At 43.8% G+C, this 15,698-nt stretch carries 15 protein-coding genes and 1 tRNA gene; 7 read left to right on the plus strand and 9 right to left on the minus strand.

Annotated features, from left to right (window positions below):
* Positions 1-132: 132 nt before the first annotated feature.
* Both ACYVBM_RS13310 and ACYVBM_RS13315 read left to right on the plus strand, forming a co-directional pair.
* A complete protein-coding gene (locus tag ACYVBM_RS13310) occupies positions 133-576 on the plus strand; it encodes a hypothetical protein (protein WP_460686162.1) in 444 nt (147 codons plus the stop codon).
* A 24-nt stretch (positions 577-600) separates the two neighbouring features.
* Positions 601-1,518 (plus strand): HEPN domain-containing protein, encoded by a 918-nt coding sequence (locus ACYVBM_RS13315; protein ID WP_460686163.1) that lies wholly within the window; start codon positions 601-603, stop codon positions 1,516-1,518.
* A 23-nt stretch (positions 1,519-1,541) separates the two neighbouring features.
* Here the strand turns inward: ACYVBM_RS13315 and ACYVBM_RS13320 are convergent.
* Together ACYVBM_RS13320 and ACYVBM_RS13325 are read right to left on the minus strand one after the other, a co-directional pair.
* Positions 1,542-1,615, minus strand: a tRNA-Asn gene (locus ACYVBM_RS13320).
* Positions 1,616-1,687: 72 nt separating this feature from the next.
* Positions 1,688-2,575: an aldo/keto reductase gene (locus ACYVBM_RS13325; protein ID WP_460686164.1), complete on the minus strand. Its 888-nt coding sequence runs from the start codon at positions 2,573-2,575 to the stop codon at positions 1,688-1,690.
* 146 nt (positions 2,576-2,721) lie between these two features.
* Between ACYVBM_RS13325 and ACYVBM_RS13330 the strand changes: the two genes are divergently transcribed.
* Together ACYVBM_RS13330 and ACYVBM_RS13335 are read left to right on the plus strand one after the other, a co-directional pair.
* Positions 2,722-3,177, plus strand: a complete 456-nt coding sequence (locus tag ACYVBM_RS13330) for a MarR family winged helix-turn-helix transcriptional regulator (protein WP_460686165.1) — start codon at positions 2,722-2,724, stop codon at positions 3,175-3,177.
* Between the two features lie 32 nt (positions 3,178-3,209).
* Positions 3,210-4,436 carry a glycoside hydrolase family 10 protein gene (locus tag ACYVBM_RS13335; RefSeq protein ID WP_460686166.1) on the plus strand — a complete coding sequence of 409 codons (1,227 nt, stop codon included), beginning with the start codon at positions 3,210-3,212 and terminating at the stop codon, positions 4,434-4,436.
* A gap of 401 nt (positions 4,437-4,837) precedes the next feature.
* Here the strand turns inward: ACYVBM_RS13335 and bshA are convergent, their stop codons facing one another.
* Positions 4,838-5,968 carry an N-acetyl-alpha-D-glucosaminyl L-malate synthase BshA gene (gene bshA, locus ACYVBM_RS13340; protein ID WP_460686167.1) on the minus strand — a complete coding sequence of 377 codons (1,131 nt, stop codon included), beginning with the start codon at positions 5,966-5,968 and terminating at the stop codon, positions 4,838-4,840.
* A gap of 284 nt (positions 5,969-6,252) precedes the next feature.
* Between bshA and ACYVBM_RS13345 the strand changes: the two genes are divergently transcribed.
* Positions 6,253-7,620, plus strand: coding sequence for a M20/M25/M40 family metallo-hydrolase (locus ACYVBM_RS13345; RefSeq protein WP_460686168.1), 1,368 nt, complete (start codon positions 6,253-6,255; stop codon positions 7,618-7,620).
* A 392-nt stretch (positions 7,621-8,012) separates the two neighbouring features.
* Here ACYVBM_RS13345 and ACYVBM_RS13350 read toward each other — a convergent pair whose 3' ends face one another.
* From ACYVBM_RS13350 to ACYVBM_RS13375, 6 genes are all read right to left on the minus strand, one after another.
* A complete protein-coding gene (locus tag ACYVBM_RS13350; RefSeq protein WP_460686169.1) occupies positions 8,013-9,338 on the minus strand; it encodes a DUF58 domain-containing protein in 1,326 nt (441 codons plus the stop codon).
* Positions 9,339-9,436: 98 nt separating this feature from the next.
* Positions 9,437-10,414: an AAA family ATPase gene (locus ACYVBM_RS13355; protein ID WP_460686170.1), complete on the minus strand. Its 978-nt coding sequence runs from the start codon at positions 10,412-10,414 to the stop codon at positions 9,437-9,439.
* Between the two features lie 10 nt (positions 10,415-10,424).
* Positions 10,425-11,642 carry a DUF4350 domain-containing protein gene (locus ACYVBM_RS13360; protein ID WP_460686171.1) on the minus strand — a complete coding sequence of 406 codons (1,218 nt, stop codon included), beginning with the start codon at positions 11,640-11,642 and terminating at the stop codon, positions 10,425-10,427.
* Complete coding sequence (locus tag ACYVBM_RS13365) at positions 11,643-12,470, minus strand: DUF4129 domain-containing protein (protein ID WP_460686172.1); 828 nt, start codon at positions 12,468-12,470, stop codon at positions 11,643-11,645. It lies immediately after the preceding gene.
* Positions 12,467-13,429, minus strand: coding sequence for a stage II sporulation protein M (locus tag ACYVBM_RS13370; protein ID WP_460686173.1), 963 nt, complete (start codon positions 13,427-13,429; stop codon positions 12,467-12,469). The genes ACYVBM_RS13365 and ACYVBM_RS13370 overlap by 4 nt, the downstream gene beginning before the upstream one ends.
* 152 nt (positions 13,430-13,581) lie before the next feature.
* Positions 13,582-14,457, minus strand: a complete 876-nt coding sequence (locus ACYVBM_RS13375; protein ID WP_460686174.1) for a DMT family transporter — start codon at positions 14,455-14,457, stop codon at positions 13,582-13,584.
* A gap of 263 nt (positions 14,458-14,720) precedes the next feature.
* On the opposite strand from ACYVBM_RS13375, the gene ACYVBM_RS13380 reads away from it, so the two are divergent.
* A complete protein-coding gene (locus ACYVBM_RS13380; protein WP_460686175.1) occupies positions 14,721-14,867 on the plus strand; it encodes a hypothetical protein in 147 nt (48 codons plus the stop codon).
* Between the two features lie 90 nt (positions 14,868-14,957).
* Positions 14,958-15,515, plus strand: coding sequence for an AAA family ATPase (locus ACYVBM_RS13385; RefSeq protein ID WP_460686176.1), 558 nt, complete (start codon positions 14,958-14,960; stop codon positions 15,513-15,515).
* Positions 15,516-15,698: the final 183 nt, after the last annotated feature.

Raw genomic sequence — 15,698 nt, forward strand, 5'->3', positions numbered from 1 at the left:
GTTATGGCGTGGGCGTTCTTATTGGAGTAAGGGTGTCGTAGCCCTCAAGACGGTAAGGACCAACCCACGTCTTTTTTTATGCGCCGCTGATTGGTCTGTTTGCACATTCTTCACCTTTAAAAGCTTTCCGCCATGCAAAAGAAACCCACCCACAAACACCCCCAACGCAAGCCCAAGCCGGAGCTAAAGTGGCAAACCGGGGCCTACGAGCGCTTTGCTGATTTTAATTTCATTCTTCCGTATCAATTCCTGCTGCTCTGCCGTCTTATGGATGTAACGCCTCAGGAGGCACTAACCGATTTTATGGATAACCTGTCCTGCTCCAGTTGGAACCGTAACGGCCGGGACGCTGCCAAAGAACACCTCATCAACTATTTTATTGCTCATGGTTACGGGCAGGAGCATTATACAGAAGCCGACATCAGGCAAATTTTTAAGGAAATGGATGCTGTTGGTCTACTGTTTCCGCGCGAAGGCAACGACAAAATGGTAGACCGGTACGTCAAATGGCGGGATAAACACCAAACCTGGTGGTTTAAAAAATGGTTCCGCAAAACCAGGCGTCAACATTTATAACAACCAATCTGAAAAATGCTAATCATGAACATAGCACCAACCGTTGCTAACCCTAAAGCGCTTTATCTTACAGCAGAAGATAAAGCCATTGCCACAAAGGTGGTGGCCACCATCAACAAAATTGTACAGGCGGACACCATCTTTGTTTTAGGCAAAAAAGTAACTACAGCTCAAAATATATTTACAACAGCATGCGCCGCCAGCGGGCATACCACGGCCTTTTGGTTGCTGATATTGATTACTGGCGATGATAAGCGGCACAAAATGTACCAGGACGAGATGGAGCAAAAGTGCAGCCTTTACCATACTGTTTGCTGTATTGTAATGCAGACCCATACTTTTGTACGTTGGTTCAATGAAGCAAATCCGTTTGCTTTAACTGTTATCTATAACGCCCCGTTTATCTATAATACCAATCCGGAATTGGAACAATGGGGTAGGAGTGTTGTGGTTAAAAGCGTTCCGGAAACAAATAAAAACTCGTTCCAAAAATGCTTTGATCTGTTTAATGAATACATTGCCGGAGCAGAACTTTTTACCGTAAGAAAACAATACCAGCTGGCCCTTTTTATGTATCACCAGGCTACGGAGTTATTGCTAACCGCCTATATAAAATCCCAAACAGGGCTGGAGCTGCACATTCATAATATCAATTACCTCAATCATTATTTGAGTTTTTTAATTCCGGGTGTCGCGGAAAATTTTGGGGGTACAACACTGGTGGAACAGGAAGCATTTAGGCTACTTCAAAAGTCGTATTGCGCGGCAAGGTATGATGATTGCTTTGCGGTTAAGCATCAACAGTTGGAAATTGTACGGCAAAAGATCTTAGAATTAATGCAAACACTTCGACGAACTTTTGAGTCTCATCTTTTTACAAAATCCTCAAAAGGCTTTGCATCTGAATTAGCGCCTGAAATGAAAAAAGCAGCTACATTTTAATATGTAACTGCTTACTTTTCTCGCTCCCCCTGCTGGACTTGAACCAGCGACCCTCTGATTAACAGTCAGATGCTCTAACCAACTGAGCTAAGGAGGAATATTGCCTTCCCTTTCGGGGCAGCAAAAATAAGGGATTTTGCTTTACTAAAACATTCTTTAGAAAAAATTTTTACCGGTGATCTGTGTATTCCTTTGGTACTATTGACTGCTTAAGACCTTCTAATACTTCAACATCTGGCCTGGTGCTGTATGCCGCTAAAACCTCTTCCAGTTGCTGTACGGTTCTGAAACCTGTAACTACGCTGGCAACGGCAGGGTTCCTTAGTACATAATGGATGGCGAGGGCTGCGGCACTGCTGTTTTCACGCGACAAAGCCTGCTGTAACTGTAAAACCTCACCGGAGCTGTAACCCTGGTAATCTTTTGCCGGCTTATTGATCAATAGTCCTTGCGTAAGCGCTCCTCTTGCCAATACACTGATGCCGTGCTGTTGCAGGTACCCGAGCATTTCTTCCTCGGGGCGGCGGTCTAAAAGACTGTATTGCATCATTACACTCTGAATATTGGAAAGCTCAACGTATTTGCGGATCACATTGGGCCTTATGCTGGATATACCGTAGTATCTTATTTTTCCCTGCCGTACCAGTTGTTCAAAAGCTTCAATGGTTTCTTCAATAGGGTCTTCAAAAGTACCCCCATGCAGCTGGTACAGGTCTATATAGTCTGTTTGTAACCTTTTAAGGCTTTTATCCACAGCTTCCAGGATGTAGGCTTTTCGCGGGTTCCAGTCCCAGCCGCTGCCATCTGCACGCCATTGATTGCCCACTTTGGTAGCTAATAGCATTTTCTGTCTGACTGGTTTCAGCAGCTTACCTACCAGTATTTCGTTTTCGCCTTTGTCATAAAGGTCGGCCGTGTCAAAATAATTGATGCCCGCTTCTACAGCCCGTTGTATTAACGCCTCGGCCTCTTGTTCCGGCCCTTTTAATAAAGACATGCTCCCTAATCCGATCTCCGATGCCTTCAGGTTTGATTGGCCTATAATATTATATTCCATCAGGTAAATTTATGGCATCTGCTTTTGCTTTGCGATAATGCTTTTTAAAATATGGGTATCTGCATGAATAAGGTATGAAATTGTACTATATTTATTTCGGCTTTATTGATTTTTGTACCTGTAAAATTTTTTGAAACGTAGTGCCTATGACCATTGAAGAAGAAATGCAGCAAAGCAGATTTACCAGCGCTTATGAAAAATTAGCTTTTAACCTCATTTACAGCAACCGTTGGCTGGAAAATTTTTTAAAAAAACATTTTGGCGAACAGGGGCTTACCATGCAGCAGTATAATATTCTGCGTATACTCAGAGGCAGCCGGCCGGCCCCTCTTTCCACCCTCCAGATACGGGAACGCATGATTGATAAGATGAGCGATACCAGCCGTATTGTAGACCGGCTGCTTATTAAGGAGCTGGTTACCAAACAAACCAGTAAGATCGACAGTCGCCTGGTGGAAGTACGTATTACACGGAAGGGCCTGGGCCTGCTGACAAAACTGGATGAAATAGACCGCCAGATAGCCGATCATCTTGGCAATATTACAGAAGAGGAAGCCGCGCTGGTAAGCACCCTTTTGGATAAAATGCACTCAAAATCCTGACCTATTAGTGCAACTTGGCTATTTTTGCGGCTATGCAAAAAATAAAAGCCCTATTGTCTGTTTTCTGCTTTTTAAGTATTGCCGGTTTTGCCTATGCACAGCCTCATTACGAGTTTCGCGGTGTTTGGATCGCTACGGTGATGAATATTGACTGGCCTCCGCAGAACGCCAGTGTGGAAGCCCAAAAAGCTGACTATATCCGCCAGCTTGATCTGCACCAGCGTAATGGTATGAATGCTGTAATAGTACAGGTTCGCCCCAGTGGCGATGCTTTTTATCCATCGCCCTACGAGCCCTGGAGCCAGTGGCTGACAGGTGTGCAGGGCAAGGCGCCCGTTCCCTTTTACGACCCCCTGGCTTTTATGATACAGGAAGCGCATAAGCGCGGCATGGAATTTCATGCCTGGCTCAATCCCTACAGGGCAGAGTTCACGGTAGGAAAGTCTTCCATTTCTCCGGATAATAATCTGAGGAAAAACCCGGACTGGTACGTTACCTATGGAACGCAGCGCTATTTTAATCCCTCTAATGTACAGGGGCAGCAGTTTGTGATTGATGTCATAAAGGATATTGTAAGGCGCTATGATGTAGATGCCATACATATGGACGATTATTTTTATCCTTACCCGGTAGGCGGAAAGGCTTTCCCCGACGATTATGCCTATCAGCGTTCGGGCACTACATTGAGTAAGGGAGACTGGCGCCGCAGCAATGTAGATTCTATTATTAAGAATATCAATATTGCCATCAAGCAAATCAAGCCTTATGTTAAGTTGGGGATCAGCCCCTTTAGCGTATGGCGCAATTTAAAAGATGATAGCCAGGGAAGCGATACCCGTGCAGGAATTACCAACTATGATGATTTATATGCCGATATTTTGCTCTGGATGCGCAAAGGCTGGATAGATTATGTAACGCCGCAGCTATACAGGGAGATAAACGATCCGCTGATTGCCTACGAAAAAATGGTGAACTGGTGGGCTGCTCACAGCTTTGGAAGGCATGTTTACATTGGTCACGGCATTTACAGGGCATTAGAAAACAACGCGAACTGGAAAAAGGCCTCCCAGCTTCCAGACCAGATAAAGATTGCCAGGCTTACACCGGGTATAGAAGGTAGTGTATATTACAGCAGTAAAATATTTAAAAGCAATCCCAATGGCTGGAACGATTCTTTAAGAAATAACTATTATCGCATTCCGGCCAAAGTTCCGGTAATGCCCTGGCTGCCTGCACGCCCGCAATGGAATGTTGAATAGTCAATGGTCATAGACCATGGTCTGTAGTCGGGGATGTCAACAGCAGAACGGCATAAGGCTTAAAGCTGGTTACAGGTTACTAGATACTTGTCTTACATCATACATTATGCGGGTTGCTGTTTAATGTCTTAAACCTGATCAAATACATGATATAGAAATTCTATACTCCTGGTTACTGGATGCTTCGTACACCGTATACCGTACATCGTGCGTTTTTGAACTGGATACTGGATGTTGAATATTATTGAAGGTGGTTGAGCTGTAGTTGAAAGGTAGTACACTGTATATCCTACATTATATTGAATACTGGTTCATAGTTCATTGCCATCATCCCTGTAAACTTTTAAACCTTTCAACGACCCTCCTCTCATCCGTCAACGGCCCTCTGTCCACTGCTCTTCCTACCAGCAATCGCTGCAAAACCTCCTGTATATGGCTTCGTATTGGGGAATGATCGCATCCATATTGTATTGCTGGGCATGTTCAAAAGCCCGTTGCCTGAAGCCTTGCAGTGTGGCATCATCGCGCAAAATTTCCAGCGCCTTTTCGCTCATCGTTTTTATATCGCCTACGTCAGCGGTATATCCTGTAACACCGTCTATATTTACTTCTTTCAATCCGCCTGCGTTAGATGATATTACCGGCACTTTGGAAGCCATCGCTTCCAGGGCAGCCAAACCGAAGCTTTCATATTCAGAAGGCAACAGGAACAGATCGCCGATGGCAAAAACATCCTCTATCTGCTCCTGCTTACCTACAAAAAGCATTTTATCAAAAATCCCCAGGCTCTGGCCCTGTGCCTCAGCAGTCTGCCTTTCGGGGCCGTCACCTATAAATAATAATTTGGAAGGAATTTGCTTATTCACTTCGTAAAAAATCTGTACCACATCCTGTACCCGCTTTACCTGCCTGAAGTTGGAAGCATGCAGTAATATCCTTTCACCGTTAGGGGCCAGTACTTTTTTAAAAGCATCGATAGGCCTGCGGTTAAAACGTGTAACATCAATAAAATTATACACTACTTCAATATCCTTCCTGATGTCGAAAGTAGCGTAGGTTTCTTCCTTCAGGTTTTGGGAAACCGCGGTGATCACATCGCTTTTATTGATAGAAAAAGATACTACGGGAGCATACATTTTATCTTTTCCCACCAACGTAATGTCTGTACCATGCAGCGTGGTAATAACGGGTATTTCATACCCCTGGTCATACAGGATCTGCTTGGCCATATAGGCTGCCGAAGCATGCGGGATAGCGTAGTGCACATGCAGCAGGTCGAGATGATAGTTCTTTATTACATTTACCATCGTGCTGGCCAATGCTGTCTCATAAGGCGGAAAATCAAATAACGGGTAAGTAGGTACCTGCACCTCGTGGTAATAAATATTCGGGATAAAAGCGCTCAGCCTAACGGGTTGCTGGTAAGTTATAAAATGCACTTCGTGCCCTTTCTGCGCCAGGGCCTTGCCCAGCTCTGTAGCTAATACACCACTACCGCCAAATGTTGGATAGCAAACAATTCCAATACGCATTCCTAAGTTATTTTTGAGGATTTACAGGCAAAGTAGCACAAATTGGCGTATTTCCTGCATCCCCTTTGTTTTAATAATGGCGTGCCCCTTACTTTACTACACGTCAAAGGCAAATGCGCTTAAAGCAAGGGTCAGGCTGCTGCGGGGTTCCGTACGCCACGGCGTACCGGCGCTTTCATCGCCGCCCTGCGCATCCTTCACGCGTTCCCGCGCTTCACAGGCCGTTCTATTTACTTTTTACCTTTACCGGCCTTGCGCTATCTTTACCGGAAACTGATAACAAGATGAAAAAGAAATTGTTTTTTGCGTGTATATTATTTTTTCATCACTTTTCCTTTGCCCAAACAGCCGATGAAGCTTTTATCAGGCGCATTGCAGATGAAATACTCACCAACAGCCAGGCTTACGATAACCTGCGCACCTTAACCAAAAGCATTGGCGCCAGGCTTGCAGGCTCCCCGCAAATGTATAAGGCCGAAGCCTGGGGTTACCAGCTGTTACAGCGCTCGGGGAGCAGCCATACTTTTAAACAACCGGTAATGGTACCTCATTGGGTGCGCGGTGGTAAAGATGAAGCTATAGCAGTCCTGCCCGATAATAAGAAAAGGCAACTGAGCATTATTGCGCTTGGTAATTCTATTGGTACAAAAGGAGCGCCTGTTTCGGCACCGGTAATACTGATAAAAGATTTTGATGAGCTCGAGCAAAAGAAAAATGAGCTGCGGGGTAAGATCGTTTTTTATAACTATGCATTCAATCCCCGGTTCATCAGGACTTTTGAGGCTTATGGCGATGCGGTAAAATACCGCAGCCAGGGGCCTTCACGCGCTGCAAAATATGGCGCGGTTGGTGTAATAGTCCGCAGTATGAGCCACAGTACAGATAATACGCCTCACACAGGAGGATTGCATTACGACACCCTGTATGCAAAAATACCAGCTGCTGCCATCGGATTAAAAGATGCTGACTGGCTGGCCGCTGAATTAGCAAAGGGCGCGCCTGTAAAAGTGCAGCTCACAACCAACGGGTATTTTTTACCCGATGCAGAAGGACATAATCTTATCGGGGAATTAAAAGGTGAACATGCTGATGAGTATATTACCATAGGCGGCCACCTCGATAGCTGGGACAATTGCGAAGGAGCGCATGACGATGGAGCAGGTATTGTACAAACCATTGAAGTGCTGAGGGCCCTGGCGGCCCTGGGCTACCGGCCCAAACACACCATCCGTTTTGTGCTGTTTGCGAATGAAGAGAACGGGCTGAGAGGGGGAGTGAAATATGCTGAACTTGCCAAAGAAAAAAATGAAAAGCACCTGTTTGCTTTAGAAAGTGATGCGGGAGGCTTTACACCAAGGGCTTTCAGCTTTGATTGCAGCGATGCGCAGTTTGAAAAAGTAAAAGCCTGGCTGCCGCTTATTGCTCCTTATGGCTGCAATGAATTCATAAGAGGCAGGGAAGGCGTTGATATCGGGCCTTTAAAAGAAACATCCGGCACGCCGTTGTGTGGCTTCCTGCCCGATTCGCAGCGCTATTTCGATATTCATCATGCAAGCACCGACACCTTTGAATCGGTAAATAAAAGGGAGCTGGAGCTGGGCGCCGTGAATATGGCAGCGCTGATATACCTGGTGGACCAGTATGGATTGTAATACTATTTGTACATTAAAAATGTTTTCATCTTGTTCAGGTCTTTCCAAGGGAGTCCTCTGAACCTTCGGACCAGATCTGGACATGCCCGTTACTTGATTGTTTTAGCAACCAACTCTTTTTACGGGCCAATGAAATTTGTGCTAAGTAACCTCAACGCACGGGCCCTGAGCCCAGCGCGAGATGATTAAAAATGCTTTCTGGACATCCCCATTACTTTTCCGGTAGAATTAATAAGTACAACAAAGCACAGGTCGGCCCAACATATTGCTATGCTACAGACCTGCGCAAGAAAGTCAGTATCTAAATCTTAGAATACGATAAAATATAAATGTGAAGCGTGGACGCTTCACATAGCGTATTTACTACCAGTTTCATTTACCGGGTTTGCAAACTATATATAATTCCTGTTCTTCAGCTCCAGGTATTTATTAATAGTATTTACGGTTAGCTGCTCCGGTGCTGTAAGAATACTGAGGATGCCGTTCTGCTGTAATTCTTTTATCATTTGTTTTTTCTCGAACGCAAACTTTTCGGCAATAGTTTTAATGTATACCTGCTCCAGGTCTTCTGCCTCCGAATGTATCAGCTCTTTAATAGCTGTGTTTTCGAAAAACACAATCAGCAGCAGATGATAGTGAGCGATTTTTTTAAAAGCGGGCATTTCTCTTTTTAAACCTTCCAGCGACTCGAAGTTGGTAAATAATACTACCAGGCCCCGGTTGGTGATCCTGCTGCGGATAACGGCATACAGCTTTTCGTAATCGGCCTCTAAAAAGTCGGTTTGCTGTTTGTATAAAGATTCTAGTATCAGGTTCATCTGGCCGGGTTTTTTATCAGCAGGTATAAAACTGTCCAGCTTTTCTGCAAAGGTTATCAGGCCGGCTTTATCCTGCTTTATCATTGCAACATTCGATAATACCAGAGCTGCATTGATGGCGTGATCCATCAGTGTCATGCCTCCGAAAGGCATTTTCATTACCCGGCCTTTATGGATCACGCAATAGATCTGCTGACTTTTTTCGTCAGAGTAGTTATTGATCATCAGGCCTCCGCCGCGGCGGGCAGTGGCTTTCCAGTTGATGGTTCTGTAATCATCCCCCCGTACATATTCTTTGATCTGTTCAAACTCGGTACTGTGGCCCAGCCTGCGCATACGCTTGATCCCCGCTTCCTGCAGGCGGTTGGTAACGGCCAGCAATTGGAAACGCCGCATCTGTATAAATGACGGGTACACTTTCACCGTATGCCTGGCATTAATGGAATACCTCCTCCTGGTAAGCCGAAGCGGCCCTTTTATGATTACATTGATGTTGTCAAAAATATATTCGCCTCTGGTAAACGGCTTTACCTGGTAGGCAATGGTAGCTGATGAAGTGGCAGGTATGGTAAGCTCCCGCTTCCAATCCCGTATTTGCAGCTGAACAGGCAGTTCATCAATGACCTGTATCACTGCGGGAAACCGGTACCTGTTGGAAATGAAAAGTGATACAGGATTTTCGTCGCTGATGCTCAACCTCTCGGGCAACTGACGCATAGCGACAATACCGCCTTTTTTGGAATATAATAACAGCAAATCTGCCATTACTGTAAGCAGCAGCAATACTAGCACCAGCGATGCTATATTATATAACGGAGGAAAAAAATACCCCGCCATGTAGAGCACCGCACAGCCACCGCCAACGTAGTAAACGATCTTATTTAGATAGAAAGATTTCAAATCATTGAGTGATGAGTAATGGGTTATGAATAAACATTTAAAATTCTACATTTAATACCTGCCCGTCCGGCAGGCGGTTTTGCATTCTACATTTTACATTACCTCGGTATCTCCAGGCCGTTGATGATCTGCTTAATGACTTCATTTTCGTTCACGCCTTCCATCTCCTTTTCAGGGGAAAGAATAATGCGGTGCCGTAGTACCGGTGCTGCCACGGCAATGATATCATCAGGTGTAACAAAGTCCCTGCCCTGTATGGCAGCAGTTGCTTTGGAGGCATTCATGATGGCTAACGAAGCCCGTGGCGAAGCTCCCAGGTAAATAGATTTATGGTTGCGGGTGTGGTGCACCAGCTTTGCAATAAAAGCCAGCAGTTCCTCCTCTATCAGAATTTCTTTTACCTGCTGCCTTAGCTGGTTTACCTGCACGGCGGTTAAAGCCGGGCCGATACTTTCAAGAGCACTGTTATTGCCCATGTTGTGAAACAGCGACAGGATCTGCAGCTCTTCCGCTTCAGTGGGATAGGGCACTTCTATTTTAAAGAGAAAGCGGTCCAGCTGCGCTTCGGGCAGGCGGTAAGTACCTTCCTGCTCTACCGGGTTTTGCGTGGCCAGTACCATAAAAGGAGGTTCCATTTTATAAGTAACACCATCAATAGAAATCTGCCTTTCTTCCATTACCTCCAGCAAGGCGGCCTGTGTTTTTGCCGGCGCACGGTTGATCTCATCCACCAATATGATATTACCAAATACCGGTCCCTTTTTAAATTCAAACTGCGCATCGCCTGGATTGAACACCGGGGTGCCGATTACATCAGAGGGCATCAGGTCGGGTGTGAACTGAACCCTCATAAATGATGCCGCTACCGCCCTTGCAACCAGTTTTGCGGTAAGCGTTTTAGCTACGCCGGGCACGCCTTCTATCAGCACATGGCCATCGGCAAGCAATGCTGTAATGATCAGCTTTATCATTTCGTCCTGGCCTACAATTACTTTCTTTATTGCTCCGCTGATGCTTAGTATCGCTTCATTCAGCCGGCTAAGGTCAGTGCGGTTTTCAAAAACAGGGTCCTGCATATAGTTGTTTTTATTCTTTATTATAAAATGCTTCTATGTTATTTTGAAAGGCGATTAATTCCGTGTCGGTAAATACGCCCTCGCTATTGATACGGCTGATCTGGGTTACAATATCTTTAACCAGGCTTACACTAACGCCACTCTTATAGCTAAGCGCTTCTATAAAATTTTTATCGAGGTCTTTGGCAAATATTTTATAGCGGTTGCGCACATGTTCCATAAAGTAGGTGCTTAGTTTATGAGCCAGGTTGGTATGATCGCCCCGTTCATAATAAAGCAGCCCGATGGTTTTTACAAACTCAAGAGAATCATTCTTTGGTTTTTCTATAACAGGTATCACCCGCTGACGACGGCGCATTTCCGTAAGCACATACATCAGTATCAACAATAAAGCCGTTAAAATACCTGCCCTGAAATAAGGGTTTTGCATAATGGCATTAAACCAGCTCCTGTTCCGGCGCTGCGATTGGTGCGAATTAAAGTATTCGTCCCATATTACCAGCGGGGTACGGGCCGGGAACAGTGAGGCTATTTTTTCAAAGTACTGTATATTGTTGCCGTATAGTAAAAAGTAATTGGTAAGAGCCATGGGAGAAAGGTGAATGTACAAGTTCCCGTTACCTTTTTTAAGGTGAATAAAGTTGGGCGCGTCATTATCAGCGCTTCCTATCACTTTTGAGATAGTGCTGTCTGTTTTATTAAAAGAACCTTCTATCAACGTACCCGGGTAGGTATAGATAGAAGTACCTGTAAAAGGAGGTGTTGCCAAACGGGCCTGCATAGTGTTGCTATCATAATTGCCAAACGGGTATAACGTGTAATTTTTTGTCTGCGATGATGCTTTTACAAAGCGGGATAGCTGCTGGTTAATATTAAAAGTGCTGATAAAGACATTATTTCCCCTGTCAATAAAAGTAATGAGATCGTCTACCTCATCGCTACTGGGATTGAATGCTGGCTGCAGGATAATGTATAGCTGGTCAGAAGCATAATCGCCAAAAATTCTACTGTCGCCGGGGTGGCTATAATTGATCTTAAATGTTGCTTTAGGGAAAAACTGTTTCAGGCTTTCGTGGAATACATAAGCGCCGTACGGATTCCTGTCTCTTTTATCAAGAGAGATATAGGTGCTTATAGATTTTTTTTTATGCATACGCATACCGGAGAGATAAATAGCGACAACTACTACCAGCAACATGCCCAAAATATATGGTAAAGCCTTTTTCAATCAGGCTTTTATCTTTTGATGAAAATGACTGAATGCGCCTTCTATCTCCCGGTACCGGGCCTCATCAATGGGGAACAATCCATACCAGCTATATTCGTAATTACGCGTAGCGCTGAAAAAATCATGGTAATGTGCTGTTGATCTTACCTGCAGCAAATAGTCAAAATTTGTTTTGTCCGGCTGATAGCTGATGATCCCTTTTTCTGATAAGGTTTTTAACAGCTGCAGGTAATGCAGCCTAACCGCCAGCCTGTAGTTTTTGCTTTGCGCCGCCTCTTTTATTGCTTCGGGAAAAGGAACCGATAAAGGATCTTCTTCCCTGTCAGCTACTATGGCAGTGGCACCGGAGGCCGCTTTCTTCCTGAAAAGGAACAGGTCATTCTCTATAACATACCAGGCAAGTATGATAACAAAAACCGCAATGGCTATATACAGCCATACCTTATTCATATCAAAGCTTTGCTCCTTTGGTATTTCAGTTTTAGGTTTGGGTATGCCGGTTTTAACATAATTGAAGTCGGGACTGTTTTTTAAACGCTGCACATAACCGTTGTTTAATTTTCGCCAGGACAGGGCATCTCCGGAATGATTGCCAATCGTGTCAAAAGCATTGGCCCTGGCCTTCCTCTCCGAATCTTCATAGCTCTGCCCATTGTCATAATATTCCTCATCATCGTACTTTTCATCATACACACTGTCAATCACTGGAGGTGGCCCGGCAGACAGGGTATCCGTATATTCAGTCTGTGCGATTGCTGTAACGCAAGCTGCAGATACAGCCAAAGCCAGGTGTACAAAGTATAGTAAAAAGTCTCGTTTCCTAATCATATTTTATTAAGCACCTCTTTTGCCTGCTTCCTGAGCTTTAAAGGATATAAAATAAAGTACCCAACCACAAAAATGGCTGACGCTGCTGTAACCAGTGTGGTGAACCAGGGAGCATCGTTATACAGCCGGGTAATAAGCCCTTCAAAAAAAGCAGCAACAATAAATACAGGCACAATTCCGATCATAATCTTCACACCGTCTTTAGCTCCATCCCTGAATGCTTCCATCCTATTTTTCGTACCGGGGAACAAATAGCTTTTGCCTAAAACAAAACCCGCTGCCCCCGCTACAATAACAGCCGTGATTTCTAAAGTACCATGTACAAATACGACCAGCCAGAACTGCAACCCGTATCCGTGAGAGGCGAACAGCTCATCGAATATACCTACCATAGCCCCGGTTTCGGCCAGCTTATACATAGTGGGAATGCCTGCAAAAATACCTGATATAAAAAACAGGAAAGCTACCTTAATATTATTCACCATAATACCCAACCACATCAGGAGAGGGTTGCCTCCCTCATAAATACCAAAGGGGTTTTCTTTTTCTATGTTCTCAATAGTTTGGTTTACATATCTGTCTCCAAAGAAATCCCGCGCTACATTTACATCCTGTTGCGACACAAAAAAGCCCAGCAAAAAGAAAACGGCAAAGAGCACAAAAGAGAAGAGCAATGTTTTATGGTGCCTTTGAATGGTCAGTGGCAGCTCATATTTCCAGAAGGTTTTCAGACGGCTGGTTTCTTCCTTGCGGTTGCGGTATATATCAAGGTATATTTTGGCAGCCTGTTTATTAAGATACTGAACCGTTTTACTGTTGCCGTAAAAGGTTTTGGCATAAGCCAGGTCATCAACTATTTGCGTGAAGCTGCCTGCCATTTCATCGGGCGATGTAGGCGGCTCAGTCTCGTTCTTCAGCCATCTTTCCTTATTCTTCTTAATAAAAAGCGCTTCTCTCAATTAAAATTTGTTTAAAATCTAAAATACAAAATTTTAATGGGGTAGTATGCCCCGAAGTCAATTTTTATTATCTTATAAATACCTCACGTCACCAGCTTAAGAAAAGTATAAAGCCCCAAAAAGGTATTAAGACAACCGGTGAATCCACTGTATCAGCCGGCAAATCTTTTCGTGCCGGCTACACACAGTATTACGCCTGCCGTAACGGCTAACATACCAATGTATACTTTCTCGTGAAGTAAGTAAGCAGCCAATGCCAAACCTAAAAATGGCTGCAACAACTGTAACTGGCCTACAGTTGCAGTACCGCCCTGCGCCAGGCCTCTGTACCAGAAAATAAAACCGATAAACATGCTGAACAATGACACGTAAGCCAGGCCAGCCCAGGCTCCTGTACTAACGTCTCCAAAAGATGAAGGGATGTAAACAAAAGCAAGGGGCAGCATTACAGGCAGCGAAAGTATTAGCGCCCAGGAGATAACCTGCCAGCCGCCTAATGTTTTTGTTAATTTTGCCCCCTCTGCATAACCCAATCCGCAAAGAATGACTGCTCCAAGCATTAAAATATCACCTAAAGGCGAAGCGGTAAGACCTTGCGCTGCAGCATAACCTGCTACTAAAAGACTACCTGCAACAGAGAAGGCCCAAAATACAGGCCGTGGGCGTTCACCTCCACGAATAATACCGAATATAGCAGTTGCTATAGGTAATATACCTATAAAAATAATGGAATGAGCCGAGGTAATGTATTGCAATGCCAATGCACTTAATAAGGGGAAGCCCACCACTACACCAATAGCCACAATAGCCAATGGAAAAACTTGATTTCGGGCCGGACGCTTTTCTTTAAAGACGAACAAAGTCATAAGGGCCAGTATTCCTGCAATAGAAGCCCGGACTGCTGTAAGAAACAGGGGGTTAAATTCTAAAACTGCTATTCTTGTTGCTGGTAATGAGCCGCTAAAAAGTATCACACCAATAAGGCCGTTTAACCAGCCTTGTGCCGCATTTTCTTTTACTTTATTCATATTCAATTCTAATAATACCTTGATGCAAAATTCGGCAACACCTATCAATAAACACAGCCACAGTTTTTGATATTTTAATGGACACAGTTGAAAGCAGCATTAAGAATGTAAAGAATATTTTTAAAAAAGCTGAAATAAAGAGAAAACAACAATAAATGAAAGCGCTTTTACTTTGATTGAAAACAAACCCTAAAAATCACGAACTTTATCCCCCGGCCGGCCATCTCAATCCTCGTCACATCGAACAGTAAAAATTTTAAATAATGAAAGAATTTGCGTTAACGGGCGGACCATATGCCGAAATCAAAGAATTTGTCAGCGGTTACATGGTGGTAAATTCGGATACCATGATGAAGCGAGTAGCAATGACAAAAGCCCACCTGTTTTTGACCAGGTGGTGGAAGTATTGAAATGCAGGAAGTTTTAAAACCAGGTTAACAGGTACCTTTTAAAAATATGCCTGCTGAAAGATTTATATAATTTTATATTACTAATAAAGAGTGAAAACGAATAAAAAAGCCTTTTGTGTAATAACAGGTGGGCCCGGTGTAGGAAAAACATCGTTGATTAATGAACTAAATAGTTACGGTTTTCAAACTATACCGGAAGATGCAAGAAGAATAATAAAGGAGCAGATCGAGATCAACAGCGAAGGGTTGCCCTGGAAAAATAAAGAACTTTATGCAAGGCTGATGTTGGAAGCATCTTTAAGACGCTATGATGAAGTAAATACCAGAGCCTTTTCAAATTTCATTTTTTTTGACAGAGGAATTTTAGATACTATTTGCTATATGAAAATGGAGCATATCCCGGTGTCAAATGAAATAATAGAAGTAGCGGCACGCCGTCCATATAATAGCAATGTTTTTATACTCCCGCCCTGGCAGGAAATCTACGAAACAGACAATGAAAGAAAACAAAGTTGGGGAGAAGCCGTATTTACATTTAAGAAAATGAAAGAAACATATCTTGACTTTGGTTATAACTTTATTGAAGTTCCAAAGACAACTGTAAAACAAAGGGCAGAATTTATCATTCAAAACGCAGATAAATTATAGACTAAGCTTATAATAACATTGCCCTAAATTATCATAGCTTGTTAGGTGATCTGTATTCATGACCAGGCATCGACCAAGCAATCAATCATTACGAAAGCTGTTCACATCACTAAAGTCCAGGACAGAAAATCAAACAGATGAAAGAGCAAATACCAGGTGGCAGATAGGTATATTCTCTTGCAA

The organism is Niabella aquatica (assembly GCF_054779315.1).

Coding starts and splice junctions, on each gene's coding strand:
- ACYVBM_RS13380 (WP_460686175.1), top strand. CDS start 14,721: ATGAAAGAATTTGCGTTAACGGGCGGACCATATGCCGAAATCAAAGAA.
- ACYVBM_RS13335 (WP_460686166.1), top strand. CDS start 3,210: ATGCAAAAAATAAAAGCCCTATTGTCTGTTTTCTGCTTTTTAAGTATT.
- ACYVBM_RS13330 (WP_460686165.1), top strand. CDS start 2,722: ATGACCATTGAAGAAGAAATGCAGCAAAGCAGATTTACCAGCGCTTAT.
- ACYVBM_RS13375 (WP_460686174.1), bottom strand. CDS start 14,457: ATGAATAAAGTAAAAGAAAATGCGGCACAAGGCTGGTTAAACGGCCTT.
- ACYVBM_RS13315 (WP_460686163.1), top strand. CDS start 601: ATGAACATAGCACCAACCGTTGCTAACCCTAAAGCGCTTTATCTTACA.
- bshA (WP_460686167.1), bottom strand. CDS start 5,968: ATGCGTATTGGAATTGTTTGCTATCCAACATTTGGCGGTAGTGGTGTA.
- ACYVBM_RS13355 (WP_460686170.1), bottom strand. CDS start 10,414: ATGCAGGACCCTGTTTTTGAAAACCGCACTGACCTTAGCCGGCTGAAT.
- ACYVBM_RS13325 (WP_460686164.1), bottom strand. CDS start 2,575: ATGGAATATAATATTATAGGCCAATCAAACCTGAAGGCATCGGAGATC.
- ACYVBM_RS13365 (WP_460686172.1), bottom strand. CDS start 12,470: ATGATTAGGAAACGAGACTTTTTACTATACTTTGTACACCTGGCTTTG.
- ACYVBM_RS13345 (WP_460686168.1), top strand. CDS start 6,253: ATGAAAAAGAAATTGTTTTTTGCGTGTATATTATTTTTTCATCACTTT.
- ACYVBM_RS13310 (WP_460686162.1), top strand. CDS start 133: ATGCAAAAGAAACCCACCCACAAACACCCCCAACGCAAGCCCAAGCCG.